Genomic DNA, 18801 nt, shown 5'->3' with positions numbered 1-18801 from the left:
GGAGAGCAAGAATGACAATTCATAAGCACGGTTCAGCACACTGGTCTGGCGATATTAAACGCGGAAAAGGAACTGTTTCTACCGAGAGCGGCGTTCTCAATCAACAGCCTTACGGCTTCAACACCCGTTTTGAAGGCGAAAAAGGGACCAACCCGGAAGAACTGATTGGTGCCGCACACGCAGCCTGTTTTTCGATGGCACTGTCGCTGATGCTGGGTGAAGCAGGCTACACCGCCGATTCCATTGATACCACCGCCGACGTGTCACTGGATAAAAAAGAGGGCGGTTTCGCCATTACGAAGGTCGCACTGCAGAGCAAGGTTACTGTACCCGGCATTGACCCTCAGCAGTTCGATGGCGTTATTCAGAAAGCGAAAGCCGGCTGCCCGGTTTCCCAGCTGTTGAATGCGGAAATCACGCTGGATTACACGCTCAATTAAACCTCAGCCGGGTTAACACCCGGCTATCCCTTCAGCGCGGCAGGAAACACCTCTGCCAGCCAGGCGATAAACACTCTCAGTCGATGTGTCAGATGCCGGTTCTGCGGATAAACCACATGAAACGGATAAGCGTCAGGTCGCCAGTCGCTAAGAATTTCAGTTAACGTCCCCGCCTGTAAATGCCTTTTTGCCGAATATTGAAATGTCTGAATAATACCTAAACCTGCCACCGCCGCCGCCAGATGAGCGTTGCTTTCATTGACACCAAGGAAGTGCGGAATATTTATCTCCAGCCTTTCTCCCTTTTCCCTGAAGCGAAACGGGAACGCCCGACCGGTGACGGGAGAAAGGTAGCTAATCAGCTTATGGCCATTGCACAGTTCCCGCGGATAGGCTGGTACGCCATGATATTTTAAATAATCAGACGTCGCGCAGGTGACCATTTCAGCGTCACCCAGATGACGGGCAATAAGGGAGGAGTCGTCCAGAGGGCCGCCGCGGATCACGCAGTCAACGTTACCGCTGATCAAATCTACGGGCCGGTCGGCCACGCCAAGATCGATGCGTATTTCCGGATAACGCTGCATAAAATCCGGGAGCAGGGGGATCAGCACGTCGCGCGCGGTTGACCCGCCCACATCCACGCGCAGATGGCCTTTCGGCGTCGCGCGAGAAACGCGAAACGACGTATCGATATCTTCAATATCAATCAGCACCCTGAGCGCTTTTTCATAGTACCCGGCACCTTCCGGTGTGGTGACTACCCGTCGTGTCGTGCGATGTAAAAGCCGGATCTCCAGGTGCGCTTCGAGCGATTTCACCAGCTTGCTCAGGGTGGCGATAGGCATATTCAGAGAATCAGCCGCACGCGTAAAACTTCCGGTTTCCACCACCCGTGTAAATGCGCGCATTGCCATGAGCTGGTCCATTCGTACTCCGGATTATTTCCACCTGTGAATAGTGATTTTCATTTTTGCCCGTTTTTCATTAATCCTGCAACCGATAGAGTTTATTCAACGCAAGCGAAAACCTCTTCAACCGTTTTTGCGGGCATCCTGAAAACATGATTAAAGGTGAATAATATGAATACGTCTCTCGCAGGTAAAATTGCCCTGGTTACGGGCGGCAGCACAGGTATCGGTCTCGCCACCGCGCAGGAACTGGCGGCTCAGGGCGCGAAGGTTTACATCACCGGACGTCGTCAGGCAGAGCTGGACGCAGCCGTCGCACAAATTGCCACCGCGACGGTCGGCATTCGTGCAGACGTCTCTCAACTTTCCGACCTCGATAAAGTCTATGCGCAGATTGCAAAAGACGAAGGGCGTCTGGATATTCTGTTCGCCAATGCGGGGGGTGGCGACATGCTGCCGTTAGGCGCTATCACTGAAGAGCAGTTTGATCGCATCTTTGCAACCAACGTTCGCGGTGTACTATTCACCGTGCAAAAAGCGTTACCGCTGTTATCTGCCGGATCGTCGATCATTCTGACCGGATCCACGGTGTCCATTAAAGGAACCGCAAACTTTAGCGTATACAGTGCCAGTAAAGCCGCCGTGCGCAACTTTGCCCGTTCGTGGGCGCTGGATTTGCAGGGGCGCGGTATTCGCGTCAACGTGGTGAGCCCGGGGCCCATCAAAACCCCAGGGCTGGGTGACCTGGTACCGGAAGAACATCGTCAGGGGCTGTATGACGCGCTGGCCGCCCAGGTGCCGCTGGGACGCTTAGGCGCGCCGGGGGAAGTGGGGAAAGCGGTGGCGTTTCTGGCCTCAGATGCAGCAAGCTTTATCAACGCCACCGAACTGTTTGTCGACGGTGGAATGGCGCAAATTTAAACGTGAAACAGCGCCACCCTGCGTGGCTACTCGCTCAGATTGCGCCAGCAGCGCACGCTACAGCCCTCAACTGAAGGCTGTAGCGACTGCGGGCGCTCGCACCCTTGCGCTGCCTGCGGACAGCGGTCCCGGAAATAACAGCCGGTGGGAAGGTGACGATTGCCAGGAAGCTCTGTTTTACGCAGCGCCAGGTTTTCATCCAGCGGTTCACCGGTTCTGGGAACGGAATCAAGCAGCAGCCGGGTGTAGGGATGGCGTGGCCTGACAAGCACCTGATCGGTGGTTCCCAGTTCCACGATCTGGCCCAGATACATCACCGCCACACGATCGCTAATGTGTCTGACTACCGAGACGTTATGTGAGATCAACACATAGGTGAGGTTCCGTTCCTGCTGCAGTTTTACCAGCAGGTTGAGGATTTGCGCCTGCACGGAAATATCCAGCGCGCTGGTGGGTTCGTCGAGCACGATGATGTCTGGATTGGACGACAGCGCCCGGGCGATAGCAATGCGCTGGCGCTGCCCGCCTGAAAAGGCATGCGGTAGCCGGTCAAGATATTCCGCACGAATACCCACCTGCATCGCCAGCGTCTCTGCCAGCTGGCGCCGTTCGCGTTCACTGCTGCGTTTTTGCACCCACACCGGCTCGGTGATGATGCGCCACACCGGCAGACGCGGGTCGAGGGAGGAGAGCGGGTCCTGAAAAACCATCTGCATGCCGCCCGCGTGATGCGTCCGCTGATAGTCGCCGGTGCTGGGCCTGAGCATGCCCATCAATAGCTGTGCCAGCGTGCTTTTCCCGCAGCCGGATTCCCCAACAATGCCCAGCGTTTCGCCGCGACGGATCTGCAGGTCCAGCCCATTGAGGGCATGCACCTGTTCCGTGACGCGGCCCAGCCAGTTTTTGCGCGCGGGAAAGTTGACATGCACGCTATCCAGTTCAAGCAAAATGTCAGACATGGTGTTTCTCCCGTTGCGGGTACCAGCAGGCAGCCATCTGGCCCTCTGCACCATTGGGAAGCAGGCGCGGTGCCTCACCGCATTTCGTCCCGGCGGCAAAGCAGCGCTCACGGAACGCGCAGCCTTGTGGAAGCTGGCTGAGATTAGGCACCGTGCCGGGAATGGCCGGAAGCAGCTCGCGCGGCGCACCGTTTTCAGGTGCACATTGCAGCAGACCGATGGAGTAGGGATGAACGGGATGGTGGATCAGTGTTTGCGTGGCACCGCTCTCAATTACGCTTCCCGCGTACATCACATACATCCGGTCACAGAGCTGGGAAACCACGGCCATATCGTGGCTGATAAACAGCACCGAGGTTCCGCTGGCCCGCGCCTTGTGCTTCAGCAGACGCAGTACCTGCAGCTGCACGGTCACATCCAGCGCCGTGGTCGGCTCGTCGGCGATGATAAGTTCAGGCTCGCAGGAGAAGGCAAGGGCGATCATCACTCGCTGACGCATGCCGCCGGAGAGTTCAAACGGATAACGCGCCATCACCGCTTTCGCGTCCGGGATTTGCATCTCCTCCAGCAGGGCAATCGCTTTTTGCTGCGCCGCGCGACGGTCGAGCGGCTGATGCCGGCGGATCACCTCCACCATTTGCTTACCAATCCGTCGCGTTGGGTTCAGGGCGGTCATGGGCTCCTGAAAAATCATCGCCACTTTTGCCCCGCGCCACTGGCGAAGCTGTTTCTCCGATGCGGTCAGAACATCTTCTCCCAGCAATGTCACCTGACCGTGATGAATTCGGTAGCTGCCTTCCGGCAACAGGCGCATGGCGAGCATGGCGGTAACCGACTTCCCCGACCCCGACTCGCCCACTACGCCGACAATCTCACCCCGTTTAATCTCCAGCGAGACGTGGTTCAGCGCATGAACCTCACCGCGGTATATCGGGAAACTCAGATGTAAATCCTCGATGGTTAAAACAGAGTCGGTCATGACTGTTTCCCTCCTGATTTCGGATCCAGCAGGTCGCGGATGCCGTCACCAAAAAGATTAAAGCCCACGGCGGTAATCAAAATGGCCGCGCCAGGAAAAGCGCAATACCACCACTGGTCAAGTACATAGTTGCGCCCTACGGCAACCATCGCGCCCCATTCGGCGGTGGGTTGCTGTGCGCCCAGACCGATAAAGCCCAGCGTGGCGGCCATCAGAATGGCGCTGCCAATATCCAGCGAAGCCTGCACAATCAGCGGCGGCAGGGCGTTGCGCAGAATATGCCAGCTGATTAAATGCCAGCGTGATGCGCCGAAGGTGCGGGCCGCCTGAACATAGGTAAACTGGCGCACGACAAGGGTTTGCCCGCGTGCCAGACGCACGTAAAACGGAATACGTACAATCGCGATGGCGAGCATTGCGTTAAACAGGCTCGGCCCCAGCGCCGCCGCCAGCGCCATGGTCAGCACCAGCGAGGGAATGGAGAGCATCACGTCCATAATGCGCATAATAATGGCGTCGCCGCGCCCGCCCAGCACGCCAGACAAACAGCCCAGCAGCGAGCCAATACCACCCGCAATCACCACGACGGCCAGCCCCGCGCTGATCGACTGCTGGCTGCCGGCGAGCACCCGGCTGAACAGATCGCGGCCAACCTCGTCGGTGCCAAACCAGTGTTCGGCAGACGGAGCCTGCAGACGCGCGGTCAAATCCAGCGCATTGGGGTCATGCGGCACAATCCACGGTGATGTCACCATCAGCAGGAGCATCAGGATCATGATCGCGGCGCCAATCAGCGTGAGGGGACTTTTACGCAGCATCCAGAACAGTTTTGCCCAGTTGATGCCTGCTTTCGCTGTTTTAACCGGGACGGGCGTTTCCTGAGTCAACATCATTCGGCACCTCCGCGCCCGATTCGCGGGTCAACCCACAGATAGAGCAGATCGACCACCAGATTAACCAGCACATAGGCCAGTGAGACTACTACCGCGAAGCCCATGACGGCAGGGAAATCGAGCGCCTGAATAGAGGTGACGACCCAGGCGCCCATTCCCGGCCAGGCAAAGACGGTTTCGGTGAGGACTGCGCCATACAGCAGATCGCCCAGTGCCAGTCCAAGCACGGTAATTGACGGGATCATCGCATTGGGCAGGGCATAGCGCAGCACGATGTACCAGCCGGGCAATCCGCTGGCGCGTGCGGTTCGTATGTAATCTTCACTGAGCTGCTCCAGCATGGCCGAGCGAACCTGACGCGCCACAATGCCGAGATGAACAAATGCCAGCGTCATCGAAGGTAAAATCAGATGCTGCAGGGCATTGAAAAAGACCTCCCCGTTGCCTTCCAGCAGCGCATCCACCAGATAAAAGCCGGTAACGCGCGTCGGCGGATCGAGCCAGTCGTCAAGCCTTCCGCCGCCCGGCAGAAGTTGCAGATGCCCGTAGAAGAGGACAATCACTCCCAACCCAAGCCAGAATGCGGGCGTTGAAATGCCCGTCATCGCCATTAAGCGCACCAGATGATCCAGCCAGCGGTCACGGTAGACCGCCGATAAAATCCCCAGCGGCACGCCGATAACCAGCGCCAGCAGCAGGGAACAAAAAGCCAGCTCCAGGGTGGCCGGGAAAAAGGCCTTCAAATCTTCCGCAACCGGTCGCCCGGTGCGGATAGAGGTGCCTAAATCGCCATGGGCCAGCGCATCCACATAGCGACCAAACTGGATATACAACGGTTGATCCAGCCCCAGCTGCTGGCGGATACCTTGCACAATGTCGTCGCTGGCGCGGTCTCCGGCCAGCAGGCGGGCCGGATCGCCGGGGATCAGGTGTGAAATAATAAAGGTGATGATACAGACACCGGCCACCACCAGGATTAACCCCCAGCAGCGCTGGCGCACAATGCTCCAGAACGTCATACACTTTCCCCCGGCGAGAACCGTTATTTACTCATGGTGGCGATGTTAAAGACCTGCTCCAGCATTGGATTAAAGGTGAAGCCTTTCACCTCTTTGTTCATCGCCAGCTGGTAGTTCTTCTGGAACAGATACACGTAGGCCGCCTCGTCGATCACCACCTTCTGCGCCTGCTGGTAATCGTGGGTACGCTCCGCCTGATCGGTGGTTTTCAGGGCCGCCTTCAGCAGGGCGTCGACCTCTTTGTTCTCGTAAAACGAGCGGTTACCCGGCAACCCTTTTTTGTCCGACTCAAACCAGTAGTTCATGAACATGTACGGGTCGGCAAAGTCCGGGCTCCAGTTGCCAATAGCGATGTCATAGTCACCTTTCCCGACACGATCGCGCATGGTGGCGTTAGCCAGTTTTTCCAGCTTCACGTTGATGCCGATCTTGCCGAGGCTCGCCTGCGTGGACAGGGCGATCGGCTCCCAGTTGGGGTCGTTGTCTGAATAGAGGAATGTCAGGCTTGCTGGCTTGTCTTTGACTTTCTCCAGCGCGGCTTTGGCTTTGGCCTCGTCAAAGCTGTACTGCATTGCCGTGGCGTCAAACCCCCACATGCCGTCCGGTATCGGGCCGCGCATCTGTTTACCATTGCCGCTCAGGATGCCTTTCACCATCCCCTGATAATCCGTTGCCCAGGAGACAGCCCGACGTAAATCCACCTGATTGAGCGGGGCTTTGCTGTTATTCAGATAAAGATAGGTCACGCGCAGGGACGGATATTCCGCCACCGCCACTTTGCCTTCTTGCTTAAGGGCTGAAAGCTGATCGACGGGCAGTGAATCGGCGATATCCAGATCGCCACGGGAAAGCTGCAGGCGGCGTGAAGCGCTTTCACCAATAATTTTCACCGAAACGCGCTTGAAGTGCGGCTTCTCACCCGCCCAGTGTGGATTCGGAACGAGCACCAGCTGCTGACCTTTCTGCCAGCTTTTCAGCATGAATGGCCCGGAGCCGGCGGTGTTTTGCGCTAAATAACCGCGTGCATCATCGGCAGCGTTCGCCTTTAACACCGCCGGGTTAACGATCGACGCACCGTCGTTGGCCAGGGTGTAGAGGAACGGGGCAAACGGCTGGCTGAGGGTGAATTTCACCGTGTGCGGATCGACCGCATCAATTTTGAGATCTTTCGGGAACGCTTCAGACGGCCCCTGGCTAAGCTTCAGCAGACGTTCAAAGGAGAGTTTTACCGCCTCGGCAGTAACCGGCGTGCCATCGGCGAATTTTGCGTTATCGGTAAGGGTAAAGGTCCACTCTTTCTGATCCGCTGACGCCTTCCAGCCCGTTGACAGGTCGCCCTCCACCTCGGTGGAGCCTGGCTTGTACTTCACCAGACGCTGATAGGCGGGGTAAGTCACCGTCCAGTCGTTGTTATCAATGGTCACCGCCGGGTCGAGCGTTTGCGGGTCGGCCGCTTTTCCGATCACCAGCATATCTTTCGGGACGGCAGCCAGCGCAACCGGGGCGCTGAGTGCCAGCGAGGCGGCGATCAGGGTAGTAAGAAGCGTTGTTTTCATGGCAGTGCTCCAGTTTTAAAGAGGGGTGTGCGTCAACGGGAAACAGGCAAAACGATCGTCAAGCAGGGGATAGCTGGCCGCGTTCGGCAGCTCGAAGTGCCACCATTCGCTGCTGATCCCCACAAAGCCGCCACCGGACATGATGGCGTTAAGCAGCAGGCGATTGCGCTGCGCGTGCGGCGGCACGGACGGGTGCCAGGCATGCGAGCGGTCGTGCATTTCGTCAAAACCGGCCCCCATATCCAGCACGGTGTTCTGTTCGTCCATCAGCGTAACGTCGATGGCCGTCCCACGGCTGTGGTTGGAACCAATCGCCACATCAACCACGTATTCCGGGTTCGGGCAGGCATCCCACAACTGAGCCTGCGCTTCCTGCGGGCGATAAGCGTCGTAGACCACCAGCTTCAGCCCGGCCAGTGCGGCGATGCTGATGGCTTTCGCCAGCGCGGTGGCCGCATCGGTATGCAGCAGGCACAGCGCCTCCTGATAAATCGGACGACCCGTGATGTTGTCGGCTGTGGCGTATTTCAGATCGATATGCAGCGCAGGGAAGGTCTTCGCCACATCAATCAGTTCACTCTCTGGGGGCATAGCTCCGCTCCTTTAGCGTTCGAATTGACCAAACTCTTGTTGTAATTGCCGGTTTACCGCCAGCCGCGGTGGAAGGGCATCACCCAGCGCTTCCACGACACCTGACAGCAGCAGGTTGAACAGACAGCTCACAGGTGCCAGCGAATCCCAGAAATGGCCGGTTTCGGTTTTCACCTGCAGTAAATCAAGCGGGTAATCCCGCGCCCACGGGCACCAGATATCGGTGATCAGGGCCAGCGAAATACCTTTTTCGCTCGCGACCCGACAGTACTGCCGCGCAATGGTGGAATAGGTGCGGGTATCGGTCAGCACCACGTAGGGGTGGGCGAAACCGGAGTTCAGGGATTCAACCCAGCTGCCGGACGCGCCTTCGGCGTAGCTGACGCGCGGTCGAAGGTACTCAAGATGACTGAAGAAGGCGTTGGCTATCCCACGTGTCGACTGGATCCCCAGCACAAAAACCGCATCCGCGTGGGCAAGCTGATGAACCACCTGGCGGAATGCGTCGGTGTGCGCCAGCTGATAAACCTGAGTGATGGCATCCACCTCCAGCGACAGAGAGTGCTGAAGGCGGTTGGGCAGAGGGGACTGCTGCTGCCAGGAGTCCAGCCGCTCGTTCATACCCCAGGGTTGATGCGGGTCGCGCAGGCTCTTTTTGGCATCTTCCAGATTGCGGTAGCCGAGTTTTCGCAGAAAGCGTCCCACGGTAATGCCGCTGGTGCCGGTCGCCAGACCCACGCTTTCAGCCGTTTCAAACGGGATCTGTGCGGCATGCGCCAGCAACCAGCTCGCCACCCGCTTCTCGCTGGGAGTCAGCTGGCTGAAAGTGGCTTCAATACGGCTCAACACCTCGGGTTTCGTCGTCATACCGCCTCGCTGTTAACAGGCTGTCAGTCGTCAGGTTTGTGTTATTTGATTAACAATGCATGACGCGTGCCATGTCCACAGAGCGACGGGACGCCGCTGTGCTGCAAACTTCATGCAATATTTAGTTAACCAATGATCAACATTTGTGCAGCGTAGTTCACTTTTGGTGCACTGGCTGAGCGGGGAGGTATGAATTTCGTGAATACGTCAGCGTCTTCACATTTTTGATAAGATAGAGACAACGTAAATATGAAAGGGATCCCGGCATGGCGAACTTGCCCTGGCGTATCAGCGTGCGCCTGATGGCGCTCGCAAAGAAAATGGCGATGATCGCAGGAGTGGTACTGATCGTCCTGCTCGCGGTTCGGGTTTATCTCTCGCAGCAGGGGCCGGAACTGCATCTCTGGCATACCTGGCGGGCAAATGAGATGTCCGTACGCGAGATCGATAAGGCGAGTTTTGCCCAGTATGTCGCCCGGGAAAACGCCATTTTCACCGATCTGGATAATGCGGTAACGCGCAAAACCCAGGGTGAGGAGCGCACGCCGTTAAACCGCTACTACCGTCAGAGCCTGGTTTGGCCCGGTAAATTTTCACCCGATGCCAACCGCTCCTTTGTGCTGATGCCCGCCGGAACGCCACGCGGCGCGGTGGTGTTGCTGCACGGGCTAACAGATTCGCCTTACAGTGTCCGGCATCTTGCCCGTGATTATCAGCAGCACGGTTTTGTGGCGGTGGTCCCACGCCTGCCCGGGCACGGCACCGCGCCCGGCGCGCTGACGGACGTTGACTGGGAGAGGTGGCTGGCAGCGACGCGCCTTGCCGTGCGTGAAGCCACGCGGCTGGCGGGAGACAATGTTCCCCTGCATCTGGTGGGTTACTCCAACGGTGGGGCGCTGGCGATGAAATATGCCCTTGATGCGCTGGACACGCCTGCGCTTCGCAAACCGCAACAGCTCATTCTGCTCTCGCCAATGATTGGCGTCACGGCGTTCGCCCGGTTTGCAGGATTGGCCGGATTGCCGGCGATGTTACCGCCGTTTGCCAAAGCGGCATGGTTAAACATCTCGCCGGAATATAACCCGTATAAATACAATTCCTTCCCGGTCAATGCGGCGCGCCAGTCATGGCTCTTGACCCAGGCCCTGCAGGAGCAAATGGGGCGGGATGCCCGGGAGCACAGACTGGACCAGCTGCCGCCGGTACTCGCATTCCAGTCGGTGATGGATTCAACGGTCAGCACCCGCGCCGTGGTCACCGGCTTATTTGACCTGCTTCCGGCGAACGGCAGCGAGCTGGTTGTATTTGATATCAATCAGGCCGCCAGCTTCCGTCCTCTCTTTAAACCGTCGTCGTGGGCGGCGACCTCTGAGTTACTGCCTGTGGCGAAAAGGCGTTACGGTGTCACGATTATTACCAATGCCAGCGCGGACAGTTTCGCCGCGGTGGCGAAAATAACCCCGGCGGGACGCACCGATGAGACCGCGGTACCGCTGGCGATGTCCTGGCCGCAGGAGGTCTATTCACTGTCGCATGTCGCCGTGCCGTTCCCGCCTGATGACGATCTCTATGGCCGACATCCTGCGGAGAAAAACCGGTATGGCATTAGCCTCGGCACGATTGCGCTGTGGGGGGAAACCTCCGTGCTGAGCGTAGGCAAAGACGCGTTAATGCGGGTGACGTCGAACCCGTTTTATGCCTACATGCAGGAGAGGATTGACAGACGCATCGGGGATGAGAAAAAGTAGCCTCTCCCGCAAGGGGTTAATCTGTTAGGTCGCGCAGATGAAGTATGTTAAACAGTAAGGTCCAACGCATACCTCTTATCGGAACACGTTTTTGTGCTGACTACTCTTATCTACCGCAGCCAGTTGAATTTATCCTGCCGATCCGCCGAACTCCAGGCGCTGGTTGAACAGGCCAGGACACGCAATGCGGGGTTGAATATTACCGGCGTTCTTCTTTCAAAAGGAGATGATGTCCTGCAACTCCTCGAAGGCTCGGAAGAGAGTGTGGTAAGGCTGTTTCAGAAGATCCGTGAGGATAAGCGGCACAGCGGCGTGGTTGAGCTTATGCGGGATTACGGCCCCCGCAGACGTTTTGAGAATGTCGGTATGCTGCTGTTTGACCTGCAGAACCAGTCGCCGAAAGACGTTCTGCAGTCGGTACTGCACTACAGCAAACTGGACAGTTATCTGACATCTGATGATCGGGTGTTCAAATTTATTCAGACGTTTATTACCGGCAAACGACCGGCCCCGTCGGGGGCGCGTTTTGCCCCGGAGAAATGGACGCTCTCGCGTGAGAAATCGCCGTTTGGCGAGAGTCTGGGTCTGCTGGACAAACAAACCTGCCAGTTCGCCCTCCAGCCCATCGTCGAACCGCTGGAAGGGAAAATCAGTTCACTTGAGGCCCTTATCCGCGGTAATGACGGGGGAAGCCCGGAGCATTTTTTCAGCCGCCTCGATCAGGACAAAATCTATGAAGTCGATCTCCAGACCAAGGCCTGGGCTTTTGCGCTGGCCGACAAACTGGGGATCGGGAGCCACAAAATCGCGGTAAATCTTCTCCCGATGTCGCTGGTGAAAGTGCCTGGCGCCGTGGAGTTTCTGGTTGAACAGATTAAACTACATGGGCTTCAGCCGGAGCAGGTGGTCATTGAAGTGACCGAAAACGAGATGATTTCCGGGTTCAACAAGTTCAATAGCGCCATTAAACACCTGCGCGCTGAAGGTATTGGCCTGGCGATCGATGATTTCGGTTCCGGTTACGCCGGGCTTTCATTGCTGACCCGATTCCAGCCGGATAAAATTAAAATTGACCGCGAAATTGTCAGCAATATTCATCTCAGTGGGCCAAAACAGGCGATTGTGCGCTCGATAGTCAGCTGCTGCACCGACCTTGAAATCACCCTAGTGGCGGAAGGCATCGAGAAGCTGGAAGAGTGGTGCTGGCTTGAATCTGCCGGGATCCGACGCTTTCAGGGCTTTCTGTTTGCCCGTCCAGCGCTGAATGGCGTAGGCGATATTAGCTGGCCACACCTGGTGCGTTAAGCCAATTTTCCTTCCGTATTATTTCCCCTTCGTCCTGCCTGTGCTTAAATAGCTAAAACGGTTTAACATTGTTTAGCTGAGAGGATCACATGCAAAAAATCTGGGTACTTGGCGATGCGGTAGTGGATTTATTACCGGAGGGAGAAGGCCGGTTGCTGCAATGCCCCGGCGGCGCGCCGGCGAACGTGGCGGTCGGTATTGCCCGTCTGGGCGGGAAAAGCGCCTTTATCGGCAGGGTCGGCGACGATCCTTTCGGTCGCTTTATGCATAAAACGCTGGCTGACGAGCAGGTTGACGTAAACTGGATGCGCCTCGACCCGGCACACCGCACGTCAACCGTGGTCGTGGATCTGGACGAACAGGGCGAACGTTCGTTCACCTTTATGGTTCGCCCGAGCGCCGATCTGTTTCTGGCGTCAGCCGACCTGCCGCCCTTTAGCGCAGGAGAGTGGCTGCATGTCTGTTCCATTGCTCTGAGCGCTGAGCCAAGCCGTTCTGCAACGTTTCAGGCCATGAACGCGGTCAGGGAAGCGGGGGGGTATGTCAGTTTCGACCCCAATATTCGCCCGGATCTCTGGCCGGATGAGGACGATCTGCGCCGCTGCCTCGAACAGGCGCTGCAATGCGCTGACGTCGTCAAACTCTCCGTCGAAGAACTGGCTTTTCTAACCGCCGACCTTGGGGTCACGGAAGGGCTGGCCGCGCTGATGCGCCGCTGTCCGGCCCGGCTGGTGCTGGTCACTCAGGGCAAAGACGGGGTCATCGCCTGGCATGACGGAACGATGAAACATTATCCGGCAACCCCCGTTGAATGCGTGGACACCACCGGCGCAGGTGATGCATTCGTGGCGGGACTGCTTTATGGACTGGCTTCCGCTGGGAGTATCGACAGCCACGATCTTCCACGCGTGATCGCATTAGCCCAGCGCTGCGGCGCGTTAGCCACCACGGCTAAAGGGGCGATGACCGCGCTGCCTTATCACCCGCAACTGTAATTCCTCCCGCAACGGGCCGTCTGTCGACGGCCTGAATTGTCGCCTCGATCACACTTACTAAATCGGTTTAGCAAAAAAGATTGCCGATCCAAAATTGGCAGGTTTAGTATCATCAACCTAAACCGGTTTAGCAATTTAGCACTTTCAATGACTTCTTTTAGGGATGCGACAAAATGTATAAAAAACGCAGACTTGCCGTGATGATAGGCATGCTGGCCGGGAGTACCTCTGTTTTTGCCCAAACGGATATGACGAGTATCGAAGCGCGTCTTGCTGCTCTGGAGCAGCGTCTTCAGGCTGCGGAAACCCGCGCGCAGGTTGCGGAGAAACGCGCCACCGACGCAGAACAAAAAACGCAGCAGTTGGTGACTGCCCAGCAGCAGGCGCAAACAACAACCCAGCAAGTGGCGCAGCGTACCGCCGCACTGGAGAAGAAAGCCGATCAGAGCAGTGGGTTTGAGTTTCATGGCTATGCCCGTTCTGGCCTGCTGATGAACGATGCGGCGTCGAGCAGTAAAAGCGGCCCTTACCTGACGCCAGCCGGGGAAACCGGTGGTGCGGTCGGGCGTCTGGGGAATGAAGCCGATACCTACGTTGAGCTGAATGTGGAACACAAACAGACCCTGGATAACGGGGCGACCACGCGCTTCAAGGCCATGCTGGCGGATGGTCAGAAAACCTATAACGACTGGTCCGCTGACACCAGCGATCTCAATATTCGTCAGGCGTTTGCTGAACTGGGCAATCTGCCTGATTTTACCGGCGCGCTGAAGGGCAGTACCTTCTGGGCCGGTAAACGCTTTGACCGTGACAACTTTGATATTCACTGGCTGGACTCCGATGTGGTGTTCCTGGCCGGTACCGGTGGTGGCGTGTATGACGTGAAATGGAATGAATCGCTGCGCAGCAACTTCTCTCTTTACGGGCGTAACTTCGGCAGCGAAGAGCAAATCGACAATAACGTTCAGAACTACATCCTCAGCATGAACCACTTCGCCGGGCCATTCCAGCTGATGGTGAGCGGCCTGCGGGCAAAAGACAACGACGACCGCAAAGACAGCAATGGCGATCTGATAAAAACCGACGCCGCCAACAATGGCGTTCATGCCCTGGTCGGATTGCACAATGAAAGTTTCTACGGCCTGCGTGAAGGCTCAGCCAAAACGGCGCTGCTGTACGGCCACGGGCTGGGGGCAGAGGTGAAGAGCATCGGTTCCGATGGCGCATTGCTGTCTGAAGCCGATACCTGGCGCTTTGCAAGTTACGGTGTCACGCCTCTAGGTGGCGGCTGGCATATCGCGCCTGCCGTTCTGGCCCAGAGCAGTAAAGACCGCTATGTCAAAGGCGACAGCTATGAGTGGGTCACGCTCAATACCCGCCTGATTAAAGAGGTCACGCAGAATTTCGCCCTGGCGTTTGAGGGCAGCTATCAGTACATGGATTTAAACCCGGAAGGGTATAAAGACCGAAATGCCGTCAACGGAAGTTTCTACAAGCTGACCTTTGCCCCAACGTTAAAAGCGGGCAAGATCGGCGATTTCTTCAGCCGTCCTGAGTTGCGTCTGTTCGCCACCTGGATGGACTGGAGCAGCAAACTGGATAATTACGCCAGCGATGATGCCTTTGGCAGCAGCGGTTTCAACGCCGGCGGGGAATGGAACTTTGGGGTACAGATGGAAACCTGGTTTTAACCTTTTACGCTCCCGCAGTGCGGGAGCGTTTTTCACATCATAAAAATACAGTCAGGCAGAGGTATCTATGGATTTTGATAATATCGCCCGCGCGCTCATTCCGCTGCTCGGTGGCAAAGAGAACATCGCCAGTGCGGCGCACTGCGCAACGCGTCTTCGACTGGTGCTGGTCGACGACACGCTTGCCGATCAACAAGCCATCGGCAAGGTTGACGGCGTTAAAGGCTGTTTTCGCAACGCCGGGCAGATGCAGGTGATTTTTGGTACGGGGGTGGTTAACAAGGTCTACGCCGCGTTTATCCAGGCGGCAGGGATTAGCGAATCCAGCAAGTCCGAAGCGGCCGACATGGCGGCACGTAAGCTGAACCCGTTCCAGCGCATTGCCCGACTGCTCTCAAACATCTTTGTGCCGATCATTCCTGCGATTGTGGCCTCCGGTTTACTGATGGGCCTGCTCGGGATGATCAAAACCTACGGCTGGGTCAATGCCGATAACGCGCTCTATATCATGCTGGATATGTGCAGCTCAGCGGCATTTATCATTCTGCCGATCCTGATTGGCTTCACGGCCGCGCGTGAATTTGGCGGTAACCCATATCTGGGGGCGACCCTCGGCGGCATTCTGACGCACCCGGCGCTGACAAACGCCTGGGGCGTGGCGTCTGGCTTCCACACCATGAACTTCTTCGGCCTTGAGATTGCCATGATTGGCTATCAGGGAACGGTATTCCCGGTGCTGCTGGCCGTCTGGTTTATGAGTATCGTGGAGAAAAACCTGCGCCGTATTATTCCGGATGCGTTAGATCTGATCCTGACGCCGTTCCTCACCGTTATTCTCTCCGGCTTTATTGCCTTGCTGATCATTGGCCCGGCCGGGCGTGCGTTAGGGGATGGTATCTCCTTTGTTCTGAGCACCCTGATCGCCCATGCGGGCTGGCTGGCCGGGCTGTTATTTGGCGGGCTTTACTCGGTTATCGTTATCACCGGTATTCACCACAGTTTCCATGCCATTGAAGCCGGGTTACTGGGGAATCCGTCGATTGGCGTTAACTTCCTGCTGCCTATCTGGGCGATGGCTAACGTGGCGCAGGGGGGAGCCTGTCTGGCGGTCTGGTTTAAAACCAAAGACGCGAAAATTAAAGCCATTACGTTACCGTCTGCGTTTTCGGCCATGCTGGGCATTACCGAAGCGGCAATATTTGGTATCAACCTGCGTTTCGTGAAACCGTTTATCGCCGCGCTGATTGGCGGTGCGGCAGGCGGGGCGTGGGTGGTCTCGGTACATGTTTATATGACCGCCGTCGGGCTGACTGCCATCCCGGGCATGGCGATCGTGCAGGCAAGCTCGCTGCTCAACTATATTATCGGCATGGTGATTGCCTTCGGCGTGGCGTTTACCGTCTCGCTGCTGCTGAAATATAAAACGGATTCTGAATAATGACGTTACCTTCCCGCTGGCCTGCAATCCTGCAGGCCGTCATGAAAGGCCAGCCGCGTGCGTACGCCGACAGCCATTATCCGCAATGGCATCCGGCACCGGTGACGGGGCTGATGAACGATCCTAACGGGTTTATCTGGTTTGCCGGGCGCTACCACCTGTTCTATCAGTGGAACCCGCTGGATTGCGACCATCGCTATAAGTGCTGGGGACACTGGAGCTCCGCAGACCTGGTGCACTGGCAGCATGAACCGATGGCGCTGATGCCCGATGAGGAGTATGACCGCAACGGCTGCTATTCCGGCAGCGCCGTCGATAACAACGGTGTCCTGACGCTGTGTTATACCGGTAACGTGAAATTTGATGATGGCAGCCGCACCGCCTGGCAGTGCCTTGCCACGCAACAGCCCGACGGTACATTCAAAAAACTCGGTCCGGTCCTTGCGCTGCCGGAAGGCTACACCGGCCATGTGCGTGACCCGAAAGTGTGGCAGCACGACGGGGTGTGGTTCATGGTACTGGGGGCGCAGGATCTGCAAAAACACGGCAAGGTGCTGCTGTTCACATCTGCCGATTTGCACCACTGGGCGTCTTGCGGAGAGATTGCCGGTCATGGCGTGAACGGCCTGACCGAGGCGGGATACATGTGGGAGTGCCCGGACCTGTTTGCCCTCGACGGGACACACGTACTGATCTGCTGTCCGCAGGGGCTGGCGCGCGAACCGCATCGCTATCTCAATACTTATCCGGCCACGTGGATGAGCGGGGCGTTCGACCATACCCGCGCTTCGTTTGAACATGGCGAGTTGCACGAGCTGGACGCCGGTTTCGAGTTCTACGCTCCCCAAACCACGGTGGCGGAAGACGGACGGCGGATCCTGATCGGCTGGATGGGCGTGCCGGACGGAGAAGAGATGCTTCAGCCCACACGGGCGCAGGGGTGGATCCATCAGATGACCTGCCCGCGAGAATTACACTTCCGTGACGGCAAACTGTGGCAGACGCCGGTGCGCGAACTGCACGCACTGCGTGAAGAGGAATGTCGCTGGCAGGGTAACGCCAGCGATGCCCCGGCTCTTGATGCGACGCGCCTTGAGTTCGAGCTCATCTCATCTTCAGTAACCGTGGATTTCGCCGGTGCGTTGCGCCTTATTGTCGAGGACAGCGGGTTGCGTCTGGAACGCGCCAGCCTGAAAACCGGGGAGACATTGACCCGTTACTGGCGGGGCGACGTTCATCATTTACGCGTTCTGTGTGACAGCTCCAGCGTTGAAATTTTCATCAATCATGGCGAAGGGGTGATGAGCAGCCGCTATTTTCCTGACCATCCGGCACGGGTGCGATTCGAAGGTGGGTCCGACATCACATTACGCTACTGGTCGCTGCGCGGCTGCATGGTAGAATAAGGGTTTTGGCAGCCGGATCTAAGTCGTTGTGAGAAAAACAAAACGCGTCACAATTAAAGACATCGCGGAACTGGCGGGGGTTTCAAAAGCCACCGCCAGCCTGGTACTGAACGGGCGCAGCAAAGAGCTTCGCGTGGCGGAAGAGACGCGTGAGCGCGTGCTGGCGATTGCGAAAGAGCATCACTACCAGCCCAGCATTCACGCGCGCTCGCTGCGTGATAACCGTAGCCACACCATCGGTCTGGTGGTGCCGGAGATCACTAACTACGGCTTTGCGGTGTTTTCTCACGAACTGGAGACGCTGTGCCGTGAGGCAGGCGTTCAACTGCTCATCTCCTGCAGTGATGAAAACCCGGGGCAGGAGACGGTGGTGGTTAATAACATGGTGGCGCGTCAGGTGGACGGGCTGATTGTGGCCTCAAGTATGCTCAATGATGCCGACTACCAGAAGCTGAGCGAACAGCTGCCGGTCGTCCTTTTTGACCGCCATATGAACGACAGCACATTGCCGCTGGTGATCACCGATTCCATTACCCCGACAGCGGAACTGGTGGCCGACATTGCGCGCCAGCATCCTGATGAAATTTACTTCCTTGGCGGGCAGCCGCGGCTTTCCCCGACGCGCGATCGTCTGGAAGGGTTTAAGCAAGGACTGCAAGAGGCCAATGTGGCGCTGCGCCCGGAGTGGATCATTCACGGAAACTATCACCCGAGCTCCGGCTACGAGATGTTCGCCGAGCTGTGCGCCCGCCTGGGACGCCCGCCAAAAGCCTTGTTCACTGCCGCCTGTGGTCTGCTGGAAGGGGTATTGCGCTATATGGGTCAGCATAACCTGATGCAAAGTGATATCCGGTTAGCCAGCTTTGACGATCACTACCTCTACGACTCGCTCACCATTCCGGTTGATACCATTCGCCAGGATAACCGCCAGCTGGCGTGGCACTGCTTTGATCTGATTGGCAAACTGATCGACGGCGAAACGCCACAACCGTTACAGCGAAAACTGGATGCCACCCTGCAGCGGCGCTATAAAGCGAAAGTATAGCCCTGGTTGCTGAAGGGAAACGTTAATAACTTTAATT

17 protein-coding genes are annotated in these 18801 nt (G+C 57.3%); 9 read left to right on the top strand and 8 right to left on the bottom strand.

The features are described 5' to 3' along the window. The first annotated feature begins 11 nt into the window (after positions 1 to 11). Positions 12 to 440, top strand: a complete 429-nt coding sequence (locus QLG09_RS16880; protein WP_014170171.1) for an OsmC family protein — start codon at positions 12 to 14, stop codon at positions 438 to 440. 23 nt (positions 441 to 463) lie between these two features. Here QLG09_RS16880 and QLG09_RS16875 read toward each other — a convergent pair whose 3' ends face one another. Next, positions 464 to 1369, bottom strand: a complete 906-nt coding sequence (locus QLG09_RS16875; protein ID WP_282489124.1) for a LysR family transcriptional regulator — start codon at positions 1367 to 1369, stop codon at positions 464 to 466. Positions 1370 to 1522: 153 nt separating this feature from the next. Between QLG09_RS16875 and QLG09_RS16870 the strand changes: the two genes are divergently transcribed. After that, the gene (locus QLG09_RS16870; RefSeq protein WP_282489123.1) at positions 1523 to 2272 is read left to right on the top strand and encodes an SDR family oxidoreductase; all 750 of its coding nucleotides are present in this window, start codon (positions 1523 to 1525) and stop codon (positions 2270 to 2272) included. A 26-nt stretch (positions 2273 to 2298) separates the two neighbouring features. Here the strand turns inward: QLG09_RS16870 and QLG09_RS16865 are convergent, their stop codons facing one another. Genes QLG09_RS16865 through QLG09_RS16835 form a run of 7 tightly spaced genes read right to left on the bottom strand, consistent with a single transcriptional unit; the run spans position 2299 to position 9136 of the window. Then, positions 2299 to 3231, bottom strand: coding sequence for an ABC transporter ATP-binding protein (locus QLG09_RS16865; RefSeq protein WP_282489122.1), 933 nt, complete (start codon positions 3229 to 3231; stop codon positions 2299 to 2301). Beyond that, positions 3224 to 4210 (bottom strand): ABC transporter ATP-binding protein, encoded by a 987-nt coding sequence (locus QLG09_RS16860; protein WP_282489121.1) that lies wholly within the window; start codon positions 4208 to 4210, stop codon positions 3224 to 3226. Before QLG09_RS16860 ends, QLG09_RS16865 begins: the two co-directional genes overlap by 8 nt. Beyond that, positions 4207 to 5103 (bottom strand): D,D-dipeptide ABC transporter permease, encoded by an 897-nt coding sequence (ddpC, locus tag QLG09_RS16855; RefSeq protein WP_020884090.1) that lies wholly within the window; start codon positions 5101 to 5103, stop codon positions 4207 to 4209. The genes QLG09_RS16860 and ddpC overlap by 4 nt, the downstream gene beginning before the upstream one ends. Then, the gene (locus QLG09_RS16850) at positions 5100 to 6122 is read right to left on the bottom strand and encodes an ABC transporter permease (protein WP_014170162.1); all 1023 of its coding nucleotides are present in this window, start codon (positions 6120 to 6122) and stop codon (positions 5100 to 5102) included. Before QLG09_RS16850 ends, ddpC begins: the two co-directional genes overlap by 4 nt. A 23-nt stretch (positions 6123 to 6145) precedes the next feature. Then, positions 6146 to 7678: an ABC transporter substrate-binding protein gene (locus QLG09_RS16845; RefSeq protein WP_020884092.1), complete on the bottom strand. Its 1533-nt coding sequence runs from the start codon at positions 7676 to 7678 to the stop codon at positions 6146 to 6148. 15 nt (positions 7679 to 7693) lie between these two features. Then, the gene (gene ddpX, locus QLG09_RS16840; protein WP_014170160.1) at positions 7694 to 8269 is read right to left on the bottom strand and encodes a D-alanyl-D-alanine dipeptidase; all 576 of its coding nucleotides are present in this window, start codon (positions 8267 to 8269) and stop codon (positions 7694 to 7696) included. A 12-nt stretch (positions 8270 to 8281) separates the two neighbouring features. Further along, the gene (locus QLG09_RS16835; protein ID WP_014170158.1) at positions 8282 to 9136 is read right to left on the bottom strand and encodes a MurR/RpiR family transcriptional regulator; all 855 of its coding nucleotides are present in this window, start codon (positions 9134 to 9136) and stop codon (positions 8282 to 8284) included. 266 nt (positions 9137 to 9402) lie between these two features. On the opposite strand from QLG09_RS16835, the gene QLG09_RS16830 reads away from it, so the two are divergent. From QLG09_RS16830 to QLG09_RS16800, 7 genes are all read left to right on the top strand, one after another. After that, positions 9403 to 10884, top strand: coding sequence for an alpha/beta hydrolase (locus tag QLG09_RS16830; RefSeq protein ID WP_282489120.1), 1482 nt, complete (start codon positions 9403 to 9405; stop codon positions 10882 to 10884). Positions 10885 to 10977: 93 nt separating this feature from the next. Continuing rightward, the gene (locus QLG09_RS16825) at positions 10978 to 12189 is read left to right on the top strand and encodes a diguanylate phosphodiesterase (protein ID WP_282489119.1); all 1212 of its coding nucleotides are present in this window, start codon (positions 10978 to 10980) and stop codon (positions 12187 to 12189) included. An 89-nt stretch (positions 12190 to 12278) separates the two neighbouring features. Further along, positions 12279 to 13184 (top strand): aminoimidazole riboside kinase, encoded by a 906-nt coding sequence (locus tag QLG09_RS16820; protein WP_063924923.1) that lies wholly within the window; start codon positions 12279 to 12281, stop codon positions 13182 to 13184. Positions 13185 to 13357: 173 nt separating this feature from the next. After that, positions 13358 to 14875: a carbohydrate porin gene (locus tag QLG09_RS16815; protein WP_014170154.1), complete on the top strand. Its 1518-nt coding sequence runs from the start codon at positions 13358 to 13360 to the stop codon at positions 14873 to 14875. A 67-nt stretch (positions 14876 to 14942) separates the two neighbouring features. Continuing rightward, on the top strand, positions 14943 to 16313 hold the full coding sequence (locus QLG09_RS16810) for a sucrose-specific PTS transporter subunit IIBC (RefSeq protein WP_282489118.1): 1371 nt from the start codon (positions 14943 to 14945) through the stop codon (positions 16311 to 16313). After that, the gene (locus QLG09_RS16805; RefSeq protein WP_282489117.1) at positions 16313 to 17719 is read left to right on the top strand and encodes a sucrose-6-phosphate hydrolase; all 1407 of its coding nucleotides are present in this window, start codon (positions 16313 to 16315) and stop codon (positions 17717 to 17719) included. The genes QLG09_RS16810 and QLG09_RS16805 overlap by 1 nt, the downstream gene beginning before the upstream one ends. Before the next feature lie 28 nt (positions 17720 to 17747). After that, positions 17748 to 18764, top strand: a complete 1017-nt coding sequence (locus QLG09_RS16800; protein ID WP_282489116.1) for a LacI family DNA-binding transcriptional regulator — start codon at positions 17748 to 17750, stop codon at positions 18762 to 18764. The last annotated feature ends 37 nt before the right edge of the window (positions 18765 to 18801 follow it).

This window comes from Enterobacter sp. V89_11 (assembly GCF_029967775.1).
GTDB lineage: Bacteria > Pseudomonadota > Gammaproteobacteria > Enterobacterales > Enterobacteriaceae > Enterobacter > Enterobacter ludwigii.
This window is presented reverse-complemented; position numbering and strand designations above follow the sequence as displayed.

Excerpts from the sequence above, each read along its gene's own strand:
- QLG09_RS16815 (WP_014170154.1), top strand. The coding sequence starts at position 13,358 with ATGTATAAAAAACGCAGACTTGCCGTGATGATAGGCATGCTGGCCGGG.
- ddpC (WP_020884090.1), bottom strand. The coding sequence starts at position 5,103 with ATGATGTTGACTCAGGAAACGCCCGTCCCGGTTAAAACAGCGAAAGCA.
- ddpX (WP_014170160.1), bottom strand. The coding sequence starts at position 8,269 with ATGCCCCCAGAGAGTGAACTGATTGATGTGGCGAAGACCTTCCCTGCG.
- QLG09_RS16850 (WP_014170162.1), bottom strand. The coding sequence starts at position 6,122 with ATGACGTTCTGGAGCATTGTGCGCCAGCGCTGCTGGGGGTTAATCCTG.
- QLG09_RS16880 (WP_014170171.1), top strand. The coding sequence starts at position 12 with ATGACAATTCATAAGCACGGTTCAGCACACTGGTCTGGCGATATTAAA.
- QLG09_RS16870 (WP_282489123.1), top strand. The coding sequence starts at position 1,523 with ATGAATACGTCTCTCGCAGGTAAAATTGCCCTGGTTACGGGCGGCAGC.
- QLG09_RS16835 (WP_014170158.1), bottom strand. The coding sequence starts at position 9,136 with ATGACGACGAAACCCGAGGTGTTGAGCCGTATTGAAGCCACTTTCAGC.
- QLG09_RS16860 (WP_282489121.1), bottom strand. The coding sequence starts at position 4,210 with ATGACCGACTCTGTTTTAACCATCGAGGATTTACATCTGAGTTTCCCG.
- QLG09_RS16810 (WP_282489118.1), top strand. The coding sequence starts at position 14,943 with ATGGATTTTGATAATATCGCCCGCGCGCTCATTCCGCTGCTCGGTGGC.
- QLG09_RS16820 (WP_063924923.1), top strand. The coding sequence starts at position 12,279 with ATGCAAAAAATCTGGGTACTTGGCGATGCGGTAGTGGATTTATTACCG.
- QLG09_RS16875 (WP_282489124.1), bottom strand. The coding sequence starts at position 1,369 with ATGGACCAGCTCATGGCAATGCGCGCATTTACACGGGTGGTGGAAACC.
- QLG09_RS16830 (WP_282489120.1), top strand. The coding sequence starts at position 9,403 with ATGGCGAACTTGCCCTGGCGTATCAGCGTGCGCCTGATGGCGCTCGCA.
- QLG09_RS16805 (WP_282489117.1), top strand. The coding sequence starts at position 16,313 with ATGACGTTACCTTCCCGCTGGCCTGCAATCCTGCAGGCCGTCATGAAA.
- QLG09_RS16845 (WP_020884092.1), bottom strand. The coding sequence starts at position 7,678 with ATGAAAACAACGCTTCTTACTACCCTGATCGCCGCCTCGCTGGCACTC.
- QLG09_RS16865 (WP_282489122.1), bottom strand. The coding sequence starts at position 3,231 with ATGTCTGACATTTTGCTTGAACTGGATAGCGTGCATGTCAACTTTCCC.